Source organism: Kribbella qitaiheensis (assembly GCF_014217565.1).
In the GTDB taxonomy this organism is placed as follows: Bacteria; Actinomycetota; Actinomycetes; order Propionibacteriales; family Kribbellaceae; genus Kribbella; species Kribbella qitaiheensis_A.
The window spans coordinates 3,464,420-3,482,646 of sequence record NZ_CP043661.1; the positions used below are offsets into that span (position 1 = coordinate 3,464,420).

Sequence of the window (18,227 nt, forward strand, 5' to 3'; positions counted from 1 at the left end):
GCGCCCTAGCTTCTGCAGACGCTGAAGCCGAGCACCTTCGACTGCCGCGAGCGCCGCGCCGCGCCGCGCCCATCATCGATCAGCACGACGACATCACTTCCGCCCTCCGCCCGAACGGCGGCGTGCCCGAGCACCATGATCTCCCCGAGGTCCTTGGCTCTGGTCATTCGCTCTGCCATCGGCACGCTGGTAATGCGCTGGATGGCAGCCGCGAGTTCCGGGGTCGCGTTGTCGGAGAGCACCTCGAGCCAGACGCTCTGCGCCAGCTTCGCCCAGACATCGGCGGCGACCCGGAAGCGGGGATCCTGTTTTGCCTTGCCCTTGATCTCTCCAGCAACGGTTTCCGGTACGGCGATCTTGCCCACGGCATCGATAAGCAGGCGTTCCTGGTTGATCGAAAAGAAGTTCAGGGCCGGTCCTGCGTCGACGATGACGGGGTCGGTCATTCGCGATGCGTTCCCGAATCATGTCCTGCGACACCGCGACGGTCGGTCAGCTCATCGAGGGCGTCGAGGTCGCTGAAGTCGGTGTCCGGGCGACGGCTGTCCGCGGGCTTGATCGGCGCGGTGACCGGCTCGATCGGGTCGGGCACGATGCCGGCCAACTCGAACTCCGTTGCGACCTGCTCGACTGGCAGACCGCGGAGTCGTGCAACTGCTGCGAGGGATACGACGTTGGCCACGTAGCCCTGGATCGCTCTGGACAACAAGCGCTGAGGGGCCCGTCGAGTGTCAGATTCCTGCTGCCATCCCTGGTAGAGGTCGGTCCACCCGAAGCGTGATGCGAGCGTCGGGGTCGACAGTGCCATCCACTCCTTCTTCCGGGCAGCGCTGATCAAACCGCCCTCGTGCAGTTGGATCGCCACCAGAACTGGTGACGCCTTGAACCGCTGCACGATCATGGACAGCTCCGGCAGCGCGACCTTTTCCCTGTCAGGTCGCTCCCCCTCGCGCGATCCACCGACGACGCGATCCGCAAGCACTGCCTCGATGCCGGCGACGGGTACGAGCAGGTGCCGAGCGAACGCATCAGCGCGGATCTCCTCAGGGCTCCGGCTGTCCCAGCCGCCGGTCTTCGGTGGAGCGAAGTCGCCGAAGAGAACGTGCCCGAGTTCATGCGCGAGCGTGCTGCGCTGGCGCACCGGCTTACGAGTCGTGGCGACAGCCACCATCACCACGTCGCGGGCCGGATCGCGCACTGTCATGCCGTGCTCAGCCGGCTCTGCATCGAGCACCGCGACATCGACATGCTGTGTCAGCTCGATCAGACTGACCAAGTCAGGCAGTGGGACGTGCCCGAGTTTGTGCTCCTTACGGAAGGCCTCCGCTCGCGCCCGCCCTTGGTTCTCTGCGTTCATATCTGCGGCGAGATTCCTTGATCCTCGAGATACGCATCCAGTTCCAGGTAGTGGCTCAGCTCGCTGTACATGGTCTTCATATCGGCGTCGTCCGTTGCACGGGCGACGCACTGCAGCCGTTCCTGCACGCTCGAGAGGCCGGTCAACTCCGAGATCGTGCAGCCGAGCACGTCCGCGAGGATGACGATCTCGTTCATCTTGGCGGCCCGCGTGCCCTGCTCGATGCGTGAGAGCGTGGCCTGGGCGATCCCGGAGCGAGTCGCGAGCTGGCGTTGCGACAGCTTGGCCGCTTCGCGCGCTTCAGCTATCCGGCGGGACTGCTCGCCCTCGTGGACCACCTGAATCACTCTCCCTCGTAGTGATTCAGTCTATCTCCGGCAGAGATCCCTGGCAATTCGGACTCACCGGTTCCTGTGCGCACCGCGCAGGTCGTCGACGCTCAGCCGTCGACTCGGCCGCCGGTTGCTAGAGGAGTTGGGCGAGGGTGTGGATTAGGAGGCCTACCAGGGCTCCTACGACGGTGCCGTTGATGCGGATGAATTGGAGGTCTCGGCCTACGTGGAGTTCGATCCGGTCGGCGGCTTCTCGGCCGTCCCAGCGTTCGATGGTGTCGGAGATTACGGAGACGATCTCGGGGCCGTAGGTGCGGATCACGTAGGTGACTGCCTCGGAGGCTCGGGTGTCTACGCGGGCGCGGAGGGTGTCGTCGGTTTGGAGGCGGGTGCCCAGGTCCTTGATGAATTGGGTGCCGCGAGTGCGAAGGGGGCCGGCCGGGTCGGCGATCGCGTCGATCAACGCAGTACGGACTGCGTCCCAGACGGCGGTCAGACTGGTGCCCATGTCGGGGTGGGTGAGCATCCGGCGTTTGAAGGCCTCGAAGCGGTCCATCATCTCTGGATCGTGCTGGAGGTCGTCGGCCAGTTGGTCGAGCAGGCGGTCGACGGCCTTGCGGGCTGGATGGTGCTGGTCGTCCCGTACTCCGGCCAGCCAGGTGAGCGCCTCGCGGTGGATCCGATCGATGACGATCGAGTCCACCCAGCGCGGGGACCAGCGGGGTGCGCGTGGGCCGACCACTTCGGTCAGGAGTTCCCGGTTCTCGCTGAGCCAGTCGTACGCCTCGACCATCAGCAGGTCGAAGAGAGCGTGGTGGGCACCGTCGTCGACGACCGACTTGAGGAAGTGGCCGGCGATCGGACTCAGGGGCTCCTCAGCGAAGCGGGGTAGGAGGGAGCCCTGGACGAATGCTGTGACGTCGTCGTCGCCGAGCTTCGGGAGTGCGGCGCCGATCGTGCGGGCGCCTTCCTCGACGATCCGCTCGGCGTGGTTGCCCGCGGCAAGCCATTCGCCGACGCGGCGGCCGACCTCGGCGGTCCGCATCTTCTCGGCGACGACCTCTTCGGACAGGAAGTTCTCGGTGACGAACTGTTCGAGGCTCTCAGCCAGGCTGTCCTTGCGGGTCGGCACGATCGCGGTATGCGGGATCGGCAACCCGAGCGGGTGCCGGAACAGCGCGGTGACGGCGAACCAGTCGGCGAGCGCACCGACCATCGCGGCCTCGGCCGCCGAGTTCACGTATCCCCAGCCGCCGTCGTGGTGCAGCGTGAAGATGTAGATGATCGCCGCCAGGACCAGCAAGGAGAGCGCCACCATACGCATCTGCCGCAGCCCACGCTTCCGCACCAGATCCGCCCCGCTCAAAACCATTGTCGCCATACCCCGATTCAACCAACCCACGAAAGCATCAGGCTCCGGCAACCGCCGGAGACACCCCTGAATCTGGGGAAGAAGGGAGGGAAGGCGCGCAGAGCGCGCGGGAAAGACGTGCGGACGCAGGCGCAGAGCGCGCGTAGCTGCGCGGGGCGAAGGAGCGGAGTGCGGGACCCAGGCGCAGAGCCCGGGGCAAGGCCGACGAGGTCCGTACGCCCGCGGACGGCTGTTACGGGGTGGTTGGGTAGTTCACGACCTGGTCGGAGGGGACCCCGATTTTTGTGGTGGGGGTGGATTGGAGGGGGTAGATGTAGCGATCGGTCTCGGTGAGGGGCTTGGCGTGTTCGATGTCGTGCCATTGGCGGAGGTCGCGGAGTTTGCTTTGGCGGAGCAGGGTTTCCAGCATGGCCAGCCAAGCGCCGCGGTAGCCCGGTTGCTTCACCGAGAGCGCCGCGGGCAGCTTCGCGTCGAAGGCGTCCGTCGCCAGCTGTTCGGCGGCTGCAGGTGTCTTCGCCGGGCCGAACTTCTGAGCGGCCATTCCCGTGATCGTGCTCGTGATCAGCCCGTACGAAAGGTCGTACGCACGCCTCGCGTCATCCAAATGCTCCTGCTCGCCGCGCTGGATGAGACCAGAGATGTCCGTACTGACCCGATGCCAGGCGGCGTACGTCTTGCCCTTCGCACCGGGCGCGGTATGCGTCCCCCATTTGTGGTCGCCCGGCGCCGGGAAGAACGAGTCGTGCACCGCGTCGGGCGACGCCACCGGCGGATCGACCGTGACGAAGTGGTCCTCACCAGGCTTGGCCGGCCGGATCCAGCTGGTGGTGAAGTTCGGGGTGACGAAGGCGCCGGCCATCTTGATGCCCGTCCATCCGGCCGCGGCACCGAGCGCCGAGCTGGCTTCGTTGGACTGAATCGCGTCCATGCCGCCGGGCGGAACCTGCGCGGTGGCGGCACCGGCGTACAGGTCCAGGCGGTCGGCGCGAGGTTCGACCGAGCGGATCTCGGCGAGGTCCGTGGAACGCAGCGACGAGAGCAGCTGACAGACAGCCGCATTGCCGGCCGTGTGCTGCAGGTGCGCCAGCGGTCCGTCACTGCCAGAGGACCGCGCTACCCGCCCGGCCTCGAACTCCCGGGACCGATCGATCATGGATTGGCCAGACGTCGCCCGGGATCGGCCGAGCTTATGGCTGCGCATCCCGGCACCTCCCCGAACCAGTTACCGCTGAGAGTAGCCCTCCACAGCAGGCGATGTCGTGCCCTCGCCAACCGCCCGGCCCGTACGCCGGTCCATCAGCCCCGACACCAGCGCGAGCACCAGACCCGCCACAGCCAGCACCGCACCCACGCGACTCGGCCACTCGTAGCCATAACCCGCGGAGAGCACGACGCTGCCGAGCCAGGCGCCGAGAGCGTTCGCGACGTTGAGCGTCGAGTGATTCAGGGAGGCGGCGAGCGACTGACCCTCGTGAGCGACGTCCATCAACCGGGTCTGCAGCGCCGGGATCAGAATGCTCGCGCTGAACCCCATCGCGAACACCCCGATCAGCGCGCCCGGCTTGGACTGCGCGAGCCAGCCGAAGGTCCCGAGCACGATCGTGACGGCCACCAACCCGCCGTACAGGCTGGGCATCAACGCGCGGTCGGCCAGCCGGCCGCCGACCAGGGTGCCGCCGGTCATGCCGACGCCGTACACCGCCAGCACGATCGTCACCGCGGTCTCGCTGAAGCCGGCCAGCTCCGTCATCGTCGGGGTGATGAACGAGTACGTCGCGAACATGCCGCCGAAACCGACCATGCCGACCAGCAGCGCCATCCAGACCTGCGGTTTCGCCAGCGCGCTCAGTTCGCTGCGGACGTTGACGTCGTTGCCGACCGGCTGCGGCGCGACCCAGAACCAGACCGCGACCAGGGTCAGCAGACCGAGTACGCCGACCGCCAGGAACGGGATCTGCCAGCCGAGCCGCTGACCGAGCAGCGTGGTCAGCGGGACGCCGATGATGTTGGCCACCGGCAGGCCGACCATGATCATCGAGACGGCCCAGGCCCGCCGGTTCGCCGGCACCATCGAGGTGCCGACGACGGCGCCGATCCCGAAGAACGCACCGTGCGGCAGGCCGGTCAGGAACCGGGCGGCCATCAGGAGTTCGTAGCTGTTGGCAACGGCCGAGAGAACGTTGCCGATGACAAAGACCGCCATCAACCCGAGCAGCAGGCGTTTGCGGCCGGTCCGCGCGCCGAGGGCGGCGATCACGGGGGCGCCGACGACAACACCGATCGCGTACGCCGAGACGACGTGCCCGGCGGTCGGGATGGAGATATGCACCCCGTCAGCGATCTGCGGCAACAGCCCCATCGTGACGAACTCGGTGGTCCCGATCGCGAAACCACCGATCGCCAAGGCCAGCAGGGCCAGCCCCAGATGCCGCGAGGCGCGCGGACCGTCAGGAGCTACTGAGGTGGTCACGCCTGATTGTCTCATCACCCTCTGCCGCCGGGGCCGTCGTCCCAGCCGCGGGTGTGACCACTGCCACCCGCCGCCACGCGACCACCAGCCTCCACCAGCACGATCGGGACCGTGATGCTCCACACCGTGTGCAGAGTGAGCACGAACACCGCCCAAGGCGCCCCTACTTCGCGATGACAGATGTCATGGCCGCCCCCGCCCCGGCGACGCCGGACGGGCCTTCCCTGCGACAGGCGCCGCGTGAAAACATCCGGAAATGGCCAACTACGGCGATCATCAGTTGAGCATCTACCTGCAGGGGATGTTCCAGAACACCCGGCCGGAGATCACCACCGACCTGTCCCGGCTGGAATCCCAGGCCGCGGCGAATCTGACGGCCGAGGCGATGGGATACATCGTCCCGAGCGCCGGCAGTGGTTCGACCGCGCGGGCAAATCTGGCCGCCTTCGACCGGTGGCGACTGGTCCCGCGCATGCTCCGCGGCAGCACCGAGCGAGATCTGTCCTGCACCATTCTCGGCACCAAGATGCCCGCGCCGGTGGTGATCGCGCCTGTCGGCGTACAGACGCTTGCTCATCCCGAGGGCGAACTGGCGACGGCGCGGGCCGCAAGCGCGCTCGGGTTGACCTACACGCACTCGACGCAGGCGAGCCACTCGTTCGAGCAGATCGAGGCGGACAGCAAGTGGTACCAGCTGTATTGGCCGACCGACAAGGACGTCTGCCTCAGCTTCCTGCAACGAGCCAAGGCCAGCGGGTACTCCGTGCTGCTACTCACGCTCGACACCGGAACGATCGGGTGGCGACCGGCTGATCTGGATCGTGGCTTCCTGCCGTTCCTGAAGGGCGAGGGGCTGGCCAACTACTTCAGCGATCCCGCGTTCCAGGCGAAGCTGGCCAAGCCGATCGCGGAGGATCCCACCGCGGCGGTGATGCACTGGGCGCAGATGTTCCCGAACGTCGGGCTGGGCTGGGACGAACTGTCCTTCCTCCGCGACAACTGGGACGGCCCGATCGTGCTCAAGGGGATCACGTCGGTCGACGACGCCAAGCTTGCGGCCGAGCACGGCGTCGACGGCATCGTGGTGTCGAACCATGGCGGTCGCCAGGTCGACGGCGCGATCGCGGCACTCGACGCGCTACCCGCGATCGCGGACACGGTCGGCGAGCAGGTCACCGTGCTCTTCGACTCGGGGATCCGGACCGGCTCCGACGCCGCGAAGGCGCTTGCCCTTGGTGCGAAGGCGATCCTGCTCGGCCGCCCGTTCCTGTACGGCCTCGCGCTCGCCGGCCAAGCAGGAGTCGAACACGTACTGCGGTGCCTGCTGGCCGAGCTGGACCTCACCCTCGCCCTCTCCGGCTACGCCAACCACCGCGAACTCAACCGCGACTCGGTGAAACCGGCGTGAAGGCGGTTGTGTTCGATCTCGACGACACGCTGTTCGACCACACGGCCTCGGCCACCCAGGCGGTCCACGCCTGGGTCGCGGAGCTCGGTGGCACGCCTTCCGACGAACTGATCGCGCAGTGGTTCGAGATCGAGCAACGCGTCTACGGCGACTGGCTGACGGGCAAGCTCACCCATCAAGGACAGCGCCGGGCCAGAATCCGTGAGTTCCTGCCACTCATCGATCGACCGGTGCCCGGTACCGATGACGAGCAGGACAACGCCTTCGAGCCCTACCTCACCTTGTACCGCGGGAACTGGTCCGCGTTCGACGATGCGCGACCGGCGCTGGAAGTTGCCCGTAGCAACGGCTGGCGGATCGGCGTACTGACCAACGGAAGTACGGTGCAACAGAACGCCAAGCTCGAGCAGATCGGGTTGGCGGATCTCGTCGACGTGGTGTGCACCTCGCAGAGCCTTGGGTACAGCAAGCCCGCGGTAGAGGCGTATCAGCTGATCTGTGAGGCGCTCGGGGTGGAACCGGCCGAGACCTTGATGATCGGCGACAACCTCGACCTCGACGTACTGGGCGCCCGCGCCGCCGGCCTGACCGCCGAGCACCTGGACCGCGCTGCGGGGGTCACCCTCACCCAGCTGATCCGGAGCACCCGCGTTCCGTAGTACGGGCTAGCGAGCGGCCAGCCCGTACTACGCGTCTTCAGCTGAGGACCGCGGTCAGATCCCGCAGTTGGGGGCTGACCAGGAGTTCGTGGTGCGGATGTCGACGTGGGTGTGGTCGTCGTGGCCCGGGTAGCCGGGACCGAAGATCCCGCCGAAGCCGTGGTAGCGCGCTTGTTTGGCCAGCGTGCAGAACGACGGCGATCCGGTCAGGTCGGCGGACCGGCCGTACAGGTGCTGGCTGTTGCTCGCGCCGCCGACCGAGTTGTTGCAGGGAATGCTGCGGAACCCGCTGCTGATGTTGATCGCCACGTCGCCGAGCGCGTGCCGGAGCGCCTCCAGTTGCCACATGGTCTGCAGTGCGTTCGCCTTGGTGGCAGCCTCGGACAGCGGCCCACCGTCGTACCCACTGCCGCCGCAGCCGTCGTCGAGTTCGGCGTAGGTGAAGTGGATCGGTGTGCAGTCGTCGTCCTGCAGGGCGTAGATCTTGCTGAACGTCCCGGAACCGGCGATGCCGTCCGCACCCAGCCCGTAGGCGGACTGGAAGCGCTGCACCGCCGCCTTGGTCGCCGGGCCGAACGCGCCGTCGGCAGCGATATGACCGCCGTACGCCGGATAGCCGGCGACCCGGATCTGCAATTGCCGGACGTCCTCACCACTGGCGCCCTCACTGAGCGTGCGACTCCAGGTGTAGCAACCGTCGGCGTGCGCCTTGGTCGCGGTGACGATCGAGGTGGTGATGCTGGTCGCGAGCATCGCCGCGAACAGGGCGAGTACGGCCAGGATCCTGGGAAGTCTTCTCCTACTGAGCATGGGTATACCTCCGGGGCGTGAGGGGGTGGAACGTGGTTGTTATCGGCCAGAATTGCGTGACTATCTACCGCTTGACCAGGGCTCGACGGAAACTTTTCGACGAACGGGCAACCAATTCCACCCACCGGTGGGTTCTGCTCACGTCTCAGCGATCGCGCCCGATCGCGCCGATCGCCGGTGCGGTGACAGCGGGACGTCGGTGCTGAGGCGGCTGGGCGGCGCACTGGCCCGGCGGGGTGACCATCGATTCCGACCTCAACGGTTCAGGTCGCGGCACTAGCTCGCCTGCGCGCAGTCAGTACGACGCGCATCATGCCGGCCAGCCGATCCATCGCCGTTGTACGCGGGCCGATCACGCTCTAGTTCGGGCGGCGGGCGACCAGGATGTCTCGGACGATCGCCTGGTCGACGCGGTGGACGAAGTCCTGGTACGGCGGGGCGTCGAGCGGTTCGAGGCCGGCTTCGGCCAGGATCTCGGCCGCTGCCGAACGCTTCGCCACATTGGTATTCCAGGCGATGCCGAGTGCACCGCCTCGCCGGAGCAGCTTGGCCCAGATCGGGGCGGCCGCCTTGAGCAGGTCGATCGGGCTGCGGTGAAGCCCGCTCTCCGTAGTGCGAGAGCCGTGCTGCACGCCGTACGGCGCGTCGGTCACCACCAGGTCGAAGCTGCCGGGTTTGTAGAACTCGAGCGCCTTGGTGGTGTCGGCGCTGACGTAGCTGAGGTTCAGCTTGTCGCCGGCCTTCCAGTCTTCCTTCGTGAGCCCGAGCGACACCTCCAGCCGATGCGCCACCACCCGGCCCTCACGCCGGACCCGGACAACCTCGGCGTCGTGCTTGAACCGCTTGCGCTTCAACCAGGTCTGGATGAAAGTGCCGTACGCCTCGAAGTCCTTGCGATCGACATCGACCCCGGCCGCGTCGAACCCGTACATCAGCGCCTGGTTCATCGTGGTGCCGCGGCCGCAGAGCGGGTCGATCACCGAGAACTTGCGCTCCAGCAGCTCGCCGGCGAAGTTCGACGAGAGCAGGGTGACGTTGAGCAGCAGCTTCGTGAACAGCTCGTTGGTCTTGCCCTGGTACTTCGGAATGCTGATCAGGTCGCTGTCGAGCTTGTCGAGCGATTGCAGGAAGACCGGCTCCAGCAACTTCCCGTCGTACCGGAACAGTGCGTAGATCGACGACAGGTTGGCGAGCTTGGCCGCGTCGGTCTCGGTCAGGTCGTCGGCCTCGAAGGTGACGTACGGGACGCCGCCGATCGTCGTCCGGGCGATGTCGTGCACCGGCGTCTCGAGCGCGGTCTGGCCGAACAGGGCCAGCTCGGCCATCGTCAGCTCGGTGGACGACTCGGCGTACACCCGGTTGGTCGACGGAAGAATGAGTAGCGCGTACTGAGCCATGACTCCTGCACATTGCCGGCGAATCCTGAGGACCCGCCATGCTATCGCCCGGTGTCGGTCAGACCCAGGAGTGCAGGTCCGCGGCGTCGGTGGTGAGCTGGGTGACCGAGTCGTCGGCGACGAACTCGAGCAGCGCGTTGATCTCGCGGGGCTCGGCGGCGAGGCGGTCGAGGACCGGGCGCCAGAGTGCCTCGCGGGCCGAGAGCGGGAGCCGGTTGTTCGACGGCCACCAGGAGAACACGTGCACCGTGCTCAGCCAGGGCATCAGCGCCTCCAGCTGCTCGAGGCACTCGGCGTCGTCGAGGTCGACCGGCGGTTGCCAGTACGTCGTGAGGTTGGGCGCGCCGACATCGAGCAGCAAGGTGATGGTCGAGTCCACCTCGTCGGTGAGCGTGTTGCGGTGGTACTCCATCGCGATCTCGATCCCGGACCCCGCGGCCACGTCGGCCAGCTCGGCCAGCCCGCGAGTCACCGCCATCCGGTCCCCGACGCCGGCTTCCGCCGTACCGACCGTTCCGGCCCAGACGCGGATCCTCGGCGCACCGAGCTCGACCGCCGTGGTCACCGCAGTACGGATCTCTTCGCGGTCGACACTGCCGGCCCGCAGATAAGACCCGTACGCCGCGATCGCGAGACCGCGGTCCTCGCAAAGGGCCCGCGCCTTCCGGGCAGCCTGCAGGTCACCGAGCGGGACGTGGATGTCGCCACCCCATTCGATCGCCGCCAGCCCCGCCTGGTCAGCCACCTCGACAACCTCTTCGACAGCCAACTGCCGAAACGTCACCGAGACCAAACCGGTCCTCACACCCACGCGAGCCTCCTCGTGTTCACCCCTCTATCCAACCTCATCACTCCAACGTCCCTCACTCATCACCGCCGAGCGGACTGACAGACGCCCCCGCAGCTCCTCTGTCACTGCTCCCCACCCTCCAGCTACGGCGCTCCCACGTCGCCCCCTCCGCCGCCCCTCCCCACCCTCCAGCTACGCGCTCCACCGGATCCAGCACTGACGGCACTCCGACTGGCCTTGACGGGCGTGCCGCCGTACGTCCAGCCAGGCAGTACTCGCTCCAGGCGAGGGCACTCGCGCTCCAGGTCTCGTAGGTTCGGGCGCCGAGGCAGGCACTGCCTGGCTGGGGACACACCCGCCCCCAAGCGCGACTGCGCTCAGATCGGCTACTAATACAGTGTGTCATGACACGGAACGCCGTGTCAGCATGGATCCTGCCCACTTGACTCTGGTTATTCAGGACATTTAATATCCAGGTTATGAAGATGAACGAGGGCGTGGAGTGGGCTCTGCACAGTTGCGTGAATCTGTCGTTCATTCCTGGTGAGACTGTTACCGCCAAGCGGCTGGCCGCCTTTTACAACCTGCCCACGGCGTACCTGAACAAGCAACTGCAGGCGCTGAACCGGGCCGGGATCCTCTCATCAACCTCGGGACCCAAGGGTGGCTTCCAGCTCGCCCGGCGGCCCGATCAGATCAGTCTGCTCGACATCGTGGTCGCCATCGACGGCGCCGAGGACGCGTTCCGGTGCGCCGGAATCCTCAAGGACGGCCCCAGCGGCGACCCGAAGGCCGACTATCGCAAGACCTGCCTGATCTCCCAGGCGATGCGCACCGCCGAGCTCAACTACCGCCGCGAACTGGCCGGCCAGACCATCGCCGACATCGTCCACCAGGTGCAGACCACCTTCCCGGACACCCCGGACAACACCCGGAACTGGTTCGCCAACCTCAAGTCCTGAAGTCCGCCGTCCACACTCGAGCTTCACCCAGCAGCTAATTCTGGACGTCTAACATCCAGATAACCCCACAAGTCCGTTGCCACCCCTGAATCACTCACCAAACAAGGAGAAACTCATGAGCATCACCAAGCCTGTCCTGGTCCGGTCGACGGATGCCGAGGTGCTCGCCGCGAGCGGCGTGACGCTGCTCGCCGACACCCCAGCCACCAATGGTCAGCTGACCAGTCACCGGTCGATCTTCAAGCCCGGCAAGGAAGGCGCTCCCCCGCACCTGCACAAGGAGGCGTCCGAGTTGTTCTTCGTTCTCGGCGGCAGTCTGAAGGTGCTCACCAGTGAGGACATCCTGACGCTCGACCAAGGTGATTTCCTGCTGGTGCCGCCCAACACCCCGCACGCCTTCGAAGCCGCCGGCACCGAGGACGCCGAGGTCCTCTTCGTCCTGACCCAGGCCAAACCGCGCTTCGACTACTACCGGCTACTCGAAGGCGTCTACCGCGGCGAGACCGACCCAGCCGAGCTCGCGGCGGCCAGCGACCTCTACGACAACCACTACGTCAACAGCCCCGCCTGGCAAGCTCGCTGAGCAACTAAAAGCCCACCTTCAGCAGCGCTGGAGGTGGGCTCTTTCTACGAGAACTAGACCGAGCGGGTGACTACCAGGTCGCAGAGGGATTCGAGGGCGGCGCGGGCAGAGCCCTCGGGGAGGTCCTCGAGAAGCTTGCGGGCGTCGTCCGCGCGACGGCGTACGTCGTCCTCGGCCTGACGGAGGGACGAGTGCTCGCGCAGTATTGCGAGCGCCTCGGCCAAGCGCGCGTCGTCGGTCAGGTCGGAGTCGAGGAGCTCGAGCAGCCTGGCGTCGGCCGGATCGTTCGGGTCGGCCTGGGCGCGGAAGATGAGGACCGGCAGCGTCGGAACGCCTTCGCGCAGGTCCGTACCAGGAGTCTTGCCGGACTGGCCGGACTCCGAGGTGACGTCCAGGATGTCGTCGGCGAGCTGGAAGGCTGCGCCGATCTCCTCACCGAAGGCTCGCAACGTCTCCTGGATCTCGTCGGACGCACCGGCGAACCGGGCTCCGAACAGAGCCGAGGTGGCGATCAGCGAGCCGGTCTTGTCCGCGACCACCGACAGGTAATGCGCGAGCGGGTCCTGCCCCTCCGTGACTCCGAGGGTCTCGCGGATCTGGCCCTCGACCAGCCGGCCGAAGGTCCGCGCCTGGATCCGGACCGCTTCGGGCCCGAGCGAAGCGACCAGGTCGGAGGCCCGGGCGAACAGCCAGTCGCCGGTCAGGATCGCGACCGAGTTGTCCCAGCGCGCGTTCGCGGTGGACGCACCCCGGCGCAGCGCGGCCTCGTCCATCACGTCGTCGTGGTACAGCGTCGCCACGTGGGTGAGTTCGACCACGACGGCGGAGTCCACCACCTCGGGGGCGACCGGCGTCGGACCGAACTCCGCGGCCAGCAGCACCAGCAACGGGCGGAACCTCTTACCACCGGCGGCCATCACGTGCTGGGCGGCTTCGGTGACGAACGGAGCCTCGGACCGGGTGGAGTCGCGGAGCGCTTGCTCGACGGCCTCCAGCCCAGCACGAACCCGGGCTTCGAGCGCCGAATCGACGAACTCGAACCCCAGGCTCTCAGCTGGTGACGGGCTCACCGGATGAACTCACCCGCTCGGGACGCCAGGTCGAGCACCGGACCGGGAACCAGACCGAGTACGACGGTGGCGGCGAGACCCAGCGCGACGGCGGTCGTGGTCTGCCACCCGGGCAGGGCCACGTCCGGGCTGTCGGCCGGCAGGTCGGAGAAGAACATCAGCACGATCACGCGGACGTAGAAGAACGCGGCGACCAGGCTGCAGAGCACCGCGACGACGACCAACGGCCAAGCACCACCGGTCCAGGCCGCCGTGAAGACGGCCCATTTGCCGGTGAACCCAGCGGTCAGCGGGATGCCTGCGAACCCGAGCAGGAAGAAGGCGAAGATGCCGGCCAGCAGCGGTGACTTCTTGCCCAGTCCGGCCCAGCGGGACAGGTGGGTGGCCTCGCCGCCGGCGTCGCGGACGAGCGTCACCAGCGCGAAGGCACCGATGGTCGGGAAGCCGTAGCAGACCAGGTAGAACAGCACCGCCTGCGTCGAGGTGATGCCGTTGGCAACGCCGCTGCCGCTTTGCGCCAGTCCGACGAACGCGGTCAGCAGGAAGCCCGCGTGCGCGATCGAGGAGTAGGCCAGCATCCGCTTCACGTCGGTCTGGGTGATCGCGACGATCGAACCGACCACCATCGTCAGAATGGCGACGATCCACATCATCGGCGCCCAGTCCCAACGGGTGCCGCCGAGTGCGACGTAGAAGACCCGCATCAGGCCGATGAACGCGGCGATCTTGGTGCAGGCCGCCATGAACCCGGTGATGGGGGTCGGAGCGCCCTGGTAGACGTCCGGCGTCCAGGAGTGGAACGGAACCGCGCCGACCTTGAACAGCAGGCCGACCCCGACCAGGCCGGTACCGGCGAGCAGGATCACGTCGCCATCGGTCTTGGTGGCGAGCGCGTCGGAGATCCCGGGCAGCGACATCGTCCCGGCGTACCCGTAGATCAGGGCGATGCCGTACAGCAGGAAGGCCGACGCGAAGGCGCCGAGCAGGAAGTACTTCATCGCGGCTTCCTGCGAGATCAGCCGGCGACGACGCGCCAGCCCACAGAGCAGGTACAGCGGCAGCGAGAAGACCTCGAGCGCGACGAACAGAACCAGCAGGTCGTTCGCCGAGGCGAACAGCATCATGCCGCCGACCGCGAACAGCGTCAGCGGGAAGATCTCGGTGTGCTCGACCTTGGCGGCCGTGCCCTCGCGCTCGGCCTCACTACCCGGTACTGCGGCAGCCTGGCCGGCGAAGGCGGACAGCCCACCGTCGATGGAGCGTTCGGCGAACAGCAGCACGCTGATCAGCGTCAGCGCGAGCAGGATGATCCAGGTGAACAGCGCCGGGCCGTCCACCGAGATGGCACCCTGCGCGGCGACCAGCGACTTCTTGTCGTGCATCAGGATCCCGGTCAGCACACCGGCCGCGACCAGCGCCACGATGGCGAGCGCGACCTGGACCAGGTGCCGGTAGGCGCGCGGCAGGAAAGCCTCCGCGACCACGCCGACACAGCCCGCGCCGAACACCACGAGCAGCGGAGCCAGCTCGTTGTACTCGATCTTCGGCTTGACGAAGTCCGCCAGCGGCAACACCTGCGCTGCCAGCGGCATGAGAACTGCACTCACTTCTGTCCCTCCGTCACGGGAACCTGCGGGGCCTTGTCGGTGACGCCCACGCGCTGCATCGTCGACTCGACCGCCGGCTTGATGATGTCGACCACGGGCTTCGGGTAGATGCCGAAGCCGATGATCAGCACGACCAGCGGAGCGATCGCGAGCACCTCGCGGACGTTCAGGTCCTTGAGCTTCTCGATGCCTTCACGGACCGGACCGGTCATCAGGCGTTGGTACATGATCAGGATGTAGAGCGCCGCGAAGACGATCCCGAGAACGGCGATCACCGCGATCACCTTGTGCTTGCTGAACGTTCCGGCCAGCACCATGAACTCGGAGATGAACGGCGACAGACCGGGCAGCGCCAGGCTGGACAGACCGGCGAACAGGAAGGTGCCGGCCAGTACCGGAGCCACCTTCTCGACCCCGCCGTAGTCCGCGATCCGGGCCGACCCGCGCCGCGAGATCAGGTAGCCGGCCACCAGGAACAGCGCCGCGGTGGAGAGACCGTGGTTGAACATGTACAGCGTCGACCCGGTCAGGCCCTTGCGAGGTGAGCGCGAAGATGCCCATCACGATGAAGCCGAAGTGCGAGATCGAGGTGTACGCGATCAGCCGCTTGATGTCGGTCTGCCCGATCGCCACCAGCGCGCCGTACAGGACGCTGATCAGGGCGAGCACCAGGACCACCGGGGTGGCCCACTTCGAGGCCTCCGGGAACAGGCCCAGGCAGAACCGGATCATCCCGAAGGTGCCGATCTTGTCCAGGATGCCGACCAGCAGCACCGACGTGCCCGGCGTCGCCTCGGCAGCGGCGTCCGGCAGCCAGGTGTGGAACGGCACCATCGGCGCCTTCACCGCGAAGGCGAAGAAGAAGCCGAGGAACAGCCAGCGTTCGGTGTTCTGACTCATGTCGAGCTTGACCAGGTCGGTCAGCAGGTACGACGGGTCGCCGTGCTTGGCCGAGATGACGTAGAGGCCGACCACGGAGGCCAGCATCAGCAGTCCGCCGAGCAGCGAGTAGAGCAGGAACTTCACCGCGGCGTACGAGCGCTGCGCGCCGCCGAAGCCACCGATCAGGAAGTACATCGGGATCAGCGTGGCCTCGAACAGCACGTAGAAGAGGAACACGTCGGTCGCCGCGAACACGCCGATCGACAGCATCTCCAGGCCCAGGATCCAGGCGAAGAACGACTTCTCGCTCCAGCGACCGGTCTTCGCGTCGTTCCAGGAGGCGATCAGCACGATCGGGGTGAGCAGTGCGGTGAGCACCACCAGCACGATCCCGACGCCGTCCAGACCGAGCGCGTAGTGCGCGCCGAACGCCTTGATCCAGGTGACGTCCTCGGCGTAGTCGGCCGGGCCGTTGCGGTGGTAGCCGATCGCGATCACGATCGTCAGCGCCAGCGTGACCAGCGCGAAGCCGAGCGCGACCTGCTTGGCCAGCAGCGCCTTCGACTTCGGCACCGCCATCGTCGCCAGGGCTCCTACGAACGGCAGGAGCAGTGTCAGGGTCAGCCAACCGATGTTCACGACAACCTCACCGCGAGGAGGGCGACGACCACGAATGCGGCGCCGAAGACCATGCTGAGTGCGTAGGAACGGACGAAGCCCGTCTGGAACCGGCGCAGCCGGCCGGACAGCCCACCGAAGAGCGCGGCCAGCCCGTTGACCAGGCCGTCCACCCCGCGGTTGTCGAGCCAGACCAGCGTCCGGGTGAGGTACTGGCCCGGACGCATCAGGACAGCCTCGTTCAGCGCGTCGCCGAAGAGATCACGGCGGGCGAAGGTGGTGACCGGCGAGACCCGGACGGGCGCCTCGCGCGGGATGTCGCGGCGGTACCGCAGTACCGCGATGACGATGCCGACGGCAACGACCGCGAGGGTGATCAGCGTCATCACCAGTGCGCTGACCGGTGCGTGCTCCTCCTCGTGACCGACGACCGGCTCGAGCCAGTCGACGATCCAGTGGCCGGCGAAGTACAGCGCACCGCCGCCGAGCGACAGGGCCGCCAGGATCATCAGCGGGACCGTCATCACGGCCGGCGACTCGTGCGGGTGCACGTCCTTCTCCCAGCGCTTCTCGCCGAAGAAGGTCATCAGCATCACCCGGGTCATGTAGAACGCGGTGATACCGGCGCCGAGCAGTGCGCAGAGACCGATCACGATGTTGTCCGCGAACGCGGCCTCGATGATCTTGTCCTTGCTGAAGAAGCCGGCGAACGGCGGGATGCCGAGGATCGCCAGGTAGCCGAAGGCGAAGGTGACGAAGGTGACCTTCATGTACTTCGCCAGGCCGCCGTAGTGGCGCATGTTCACGTCGTCGTTCATGCCGTGCATCACCGAGCCGGCGCCGAGGAACATGTTGGCCTTGAAGAAGCCGTGGGTGAGCAGGTGGAAGATCGCGAACACGTACCCGACCGGGCCGAGGCCGGCGGCGAGCATCATGTAGCCGATCTGGCTCATCGTCGAACCGGCCAGCGCCTTCTTGATGTCGTCCTTGGCGCAACCGATGATCGCACCGGCGAGCGCGGTGACCGTTCCGACGATCACCACCGCGGTGGAGGCCGACTCGGTGACCGCGTAGATCGCGTGCGAGCGGACCACCAGGTAGACACCGGCAGTGACCATCGTCGCCGCGTGGATCAGGGCCGAGACCGGGGTCGGGCCCTCCATCGCGTCCAGCAGCCAGGACTGCAGCGGCACCTGCGCGGACTTGCCGCAGGCCGCCAGCAGCAGCATCAGGCCGACCAGCGTCGCCCAGGTCTTCGACATCCCTTCGGCGCCGGCGTTCACCGTGGTGAAGGCCGAGGAGCCGAACAGCGCCCACATGCTCATCACCGCGAGCGAGAGGCCGATGTCACCGACCCGGTTCACCACGAACGCCTTCTTCGCGGCGGTCGCGGCCGAGTGCTTGTGCTGCCAGAACCCGATCAGCAGGTACGACGCCAGGCCGACGCCTTCCCAGCCGACGAAGACCAGCAGGTAGTCGGCCGCCAGCACCAGCAGCAGCATCGAGGCGATGAACAGGTTCAGGTACCCGAAGAAACGGCGCCGCCGCGGGTCGTGCGACATGTAGCCGATCGAGTAGATGTGGATCAGCGATCCGACACCGGTGATCAGCAGCACGAAGAGGATGGACAGCTGGTCGACCAGCAGGGTCACATCCACCTTGATGCTGCCGACCGAGAACCACTCGAACAGCCGGATCGTCGCCGACCGCTCCTCGCCGGACTTGCCCTGCATCTGGAAGAACAGCACGACTCCGCAGACGAATGAGGCCAGCGACGCCGCGGTGCCCAGCAGGTGACCCCACTTGTCGGTGGCTTTACCACCGAGCAGCAGGACCGCAGAAGATAAGGCCGGGATCGCGACCAGCAACCAGGTCAGTGTCACGGTCAGCTCATGACTCATCGGTTTCAG

At 66.9% G+C, this 18,227-nt stretch carries 17 protein-coding genes and 1 pseudogene; 4 read left to right on the forward strand and 14 right to left on the reverse strand.

The window, feature by feature from the left end; all coding sequences use genetic code 11:
* Positions 1-5: 5 nt before the first annotated feature.
* From F1D05_RS16070 to F1D05_RS42000, 7 genes are all read right to left on the reverse strand, one after another.
* Positions 6-446, reverse strand: a complete 441-nt coding sequence (locus F1D05_RS16070) for a hypothetical protein (protein ID WP_206686231.1) — start codon at positions 444-446, stop codon at positions 6-8.
* The gene (locus F1D05_RS16075; RefSeq protein WP_185448427.1) at positions 443-1,357 is read right to left on the reverse strand and encodes an ImmA/IrrE family metallo-endopeptidase; all 915 of its coding nucleotides are present in this window, start codon (positions 1,355-1,357) and stop codon (positions 443-445) included. Before F1D05_RS16075 ends, F1D05_RS16070 begins: the two co-directional genes overlap by 4 nt.
* A complete protein-coding gene (locus F1D05_RS16080) occupies positions 1,354-1,695 on the reverse strand; it encodes a helix-turn-helix domain-containing protein (protein ID WP_185448428.1) in 342 nt (113 codons plus the stop codon). Before F1D05_RS16080 ends, F1D05_RS16075 begins: the two co-directional genes overlap by 4 nt.
* Before the next feature lie 127 nt (positions 1,696-1,822).
* Entirely contained in the window at positions 1,823-3,070 is a 1,248-nt protein-coding gene (locus tag F1D05_RS16085) for a DUF445 domain-containing protein (protein ID WP_185448429.1), read from the reverse strand.
* Between the two features lie 223 nt (positions 3,071-3,293).
* On the reverse strand, positions 3,294-4,214 hold the full coding sequence (locus F1D05_RS16090; protein WP_185448430.1) for a hypothetical protein: 921 nt from the start codon (positions 4,212-4,214) through the stop codon (positions 3,294-3,296).
* 69 nt (positions 4,215-4,283) lie between these two features.
* Positions 4,284-5,531 carry an MFS transporter gene (locus F1D05_RS16095; RefSeq protein ID WP_246486741.1) on the reverse strand — a complete coding sequence of 416 codons (1,248 nt, stop codon included), beginning with the start codon at positions 5,529-5,531 and terminating at the stop codon, positions 4,284-4,286.
* 14 nt (positions 5,532-5,545) lie between these two features.
* Complete coding sequence (locus F1D05_RS42000) at positions 5,546-5,680, reverse strand: hypothetical protein (protein ID WP_281388953.1); 135 nt, start codon at positions 5,678-5,680, stop codon at positions 5,546-5,548.
* 107 nt (positions 5,681-5,787) lie between these two features.
* Between F1D05_RS42000 and F1D05_RS16100 the strand changes: the two genes are divergently transcribed.
* Entirely contained in the window at positions 5,788-6,939 is a 1,152-nt protein-coding gene (locus tag F1D05_RS16100) for an alpha-hydroxy-acid oxidizing protein (protein ID WP_185448432.1), read from the forward strand.
* The gene (locus tag F1D05_RS16105; RefSeq protein WP_185448433.1) at positions 6,936-7,598 is read left to right on the forward strand and encodes an HAD family hydrolase; all 663 of its coding nucleotides are present in this window, start codon (positions 6,936-6,938) and stop codon (positions 7,596-7,598) included. Before F1D05_RS16100 ends, F1D05_RS16105 begins: the two co-directional genes overlap by 4 nt.
* A gap of 54 nt (positions 7,599-7,652) precedes the next feature.
* Here F1D05_RS16105 and F1D05_RS16110 read toward each other — a convergent pair whose 3' ends face one another.
* The 3 genes from F1D05_RS16110 to F1D05_RS16120 all read right to left on the reverse strand — a co-directional run bounded on the left by F1D05_RS16110 (position 7,653) and on the right by F1D05_RS16120 (position 10,616).
* Positions 7,653-8,408 (reverse strand): D-Ala-D-Ala carboxypeptidase family metallohydrolase, encoded by a 756-nt coding sequence (locus tag F1D05_RS16110; RefSeq protein WP_246486742.1) that lies wholly within the window; start codon positions 8,406-8,408, stop codon positions 7,653-7,655.
* 359 nt (positions 8,409-8,767) lie between these two features.
* Positions 8,768-9,805: a TRM11 family SAM-dependent methyltransferase gene (locus F1D05_RS16115; RefSeq protein WP_185448434.1), complete on the reverse strand. Its 1,038-nt coding sequence runs from the start codon at positions 9,803-9,805 to the stop codon at positions 8,768-8,770.
* A gap of 58 nt (positions 9,806-9,863) precedes the next feature.
* A complete protein-coding gene (locus F1D05_RS16120; RefSeq protein ID WP_185448435.1) occupies positions 9,864-10,616 on the reverse strand; it encodes a sugar phosphate isomerase/epimerase family protein in 753 nt (250 codons plus the stop codon).
* 458 nt (positions 10,617-11,074) lie between these two features.
* On the opposite strand from F1D05_RS16120, the gene F1D05_RS16125 reads away from it, so the two are divergent.
* Together F1D05_RS16125 and F1D05_RS16130 are read left to right on the forward strand one after the other, a co-directional pair.
* Entirely contained in the window at positions 11,075-11,557 is a 483-nt protein-coding gene (locus F1D05_RS16125) for an RrF2 family transcriptional regulator (RefSeq protein ID WP_185448436.1), read from the forward strand.
* 115 nt (positions 11,558-11,672) lie between these two features.
* Positions 11,673-12,140, forward strand: coding sequence for a cupin domain-containing protein (locus F1D05_RS16130; protein ID WP_185448437.1), 468 nt, complete (start codon positions 11,673-11,675; stop codon positions 12,138-12,140).
* Positions 12,141-12,193: 53 nt separating this feature from the next.
* Here the strand turns inward: F1D05_RS16130 and F1D05_RS16135 are convergent, their stop codons facing one another.
* From F1D05_RS16135 to nuoL, 4 genes and pseudogenes are all read right to left on the reverse strand, one after another.
* The gene (locus tag F1D05_RS16135; protein ID WP_185448438.1) at positions 12,194-13,210 is read right to left on the reverse strand and encodes a polyprenyl synthetase family protein; all 1,017 of its coding nucleotides are present in this window, start codon (positions 13,208-13,210) and stop codon (positions 12,194-12,196) included.
* Positions 13,207-14,802, reverse strand: a complete 1,596-nt coding sequence (nuoN, locus tag F1D05_RS16140) for an NADH-quinone oxidoreductase subunit NuoN (protein ID WP_185449195.1) — start codon at positions 14,800-14,802, stop codon at positions 13,207-13,209. Before nuoN ends, F1D05_RS16135 begins: the two co-directional genes overlap by 4 nt.
* 11 nt (positions 14,803-14,813) lie before the next feature.
* A pseudogene (locus tag F1D05_RS16145) lies at positions 14,814-16,278 on the reverse strand (NADH-quinone oxidoreductase subunit M).
* A 56-nt stretch (positions 16,279-16,334) separates the two neighbouring features.
* Positions 16,335-18,218 carry an NADH-quinone oxidoreductase subunit L gene (gene nuoL, locus F1D05_RS16150; RefSeq protein WP_185448439.1) on the reverse strand — a complete coding sequence of 628 codons (1,884 nt, stop codon included), beginning with the start codon at positions 18,216-18,218 and terminating at the stop codon, positions 16,335-16,337.
* Between the last annotated feature and the right edge of the window lie 9 nt (positions 18,219-18,227).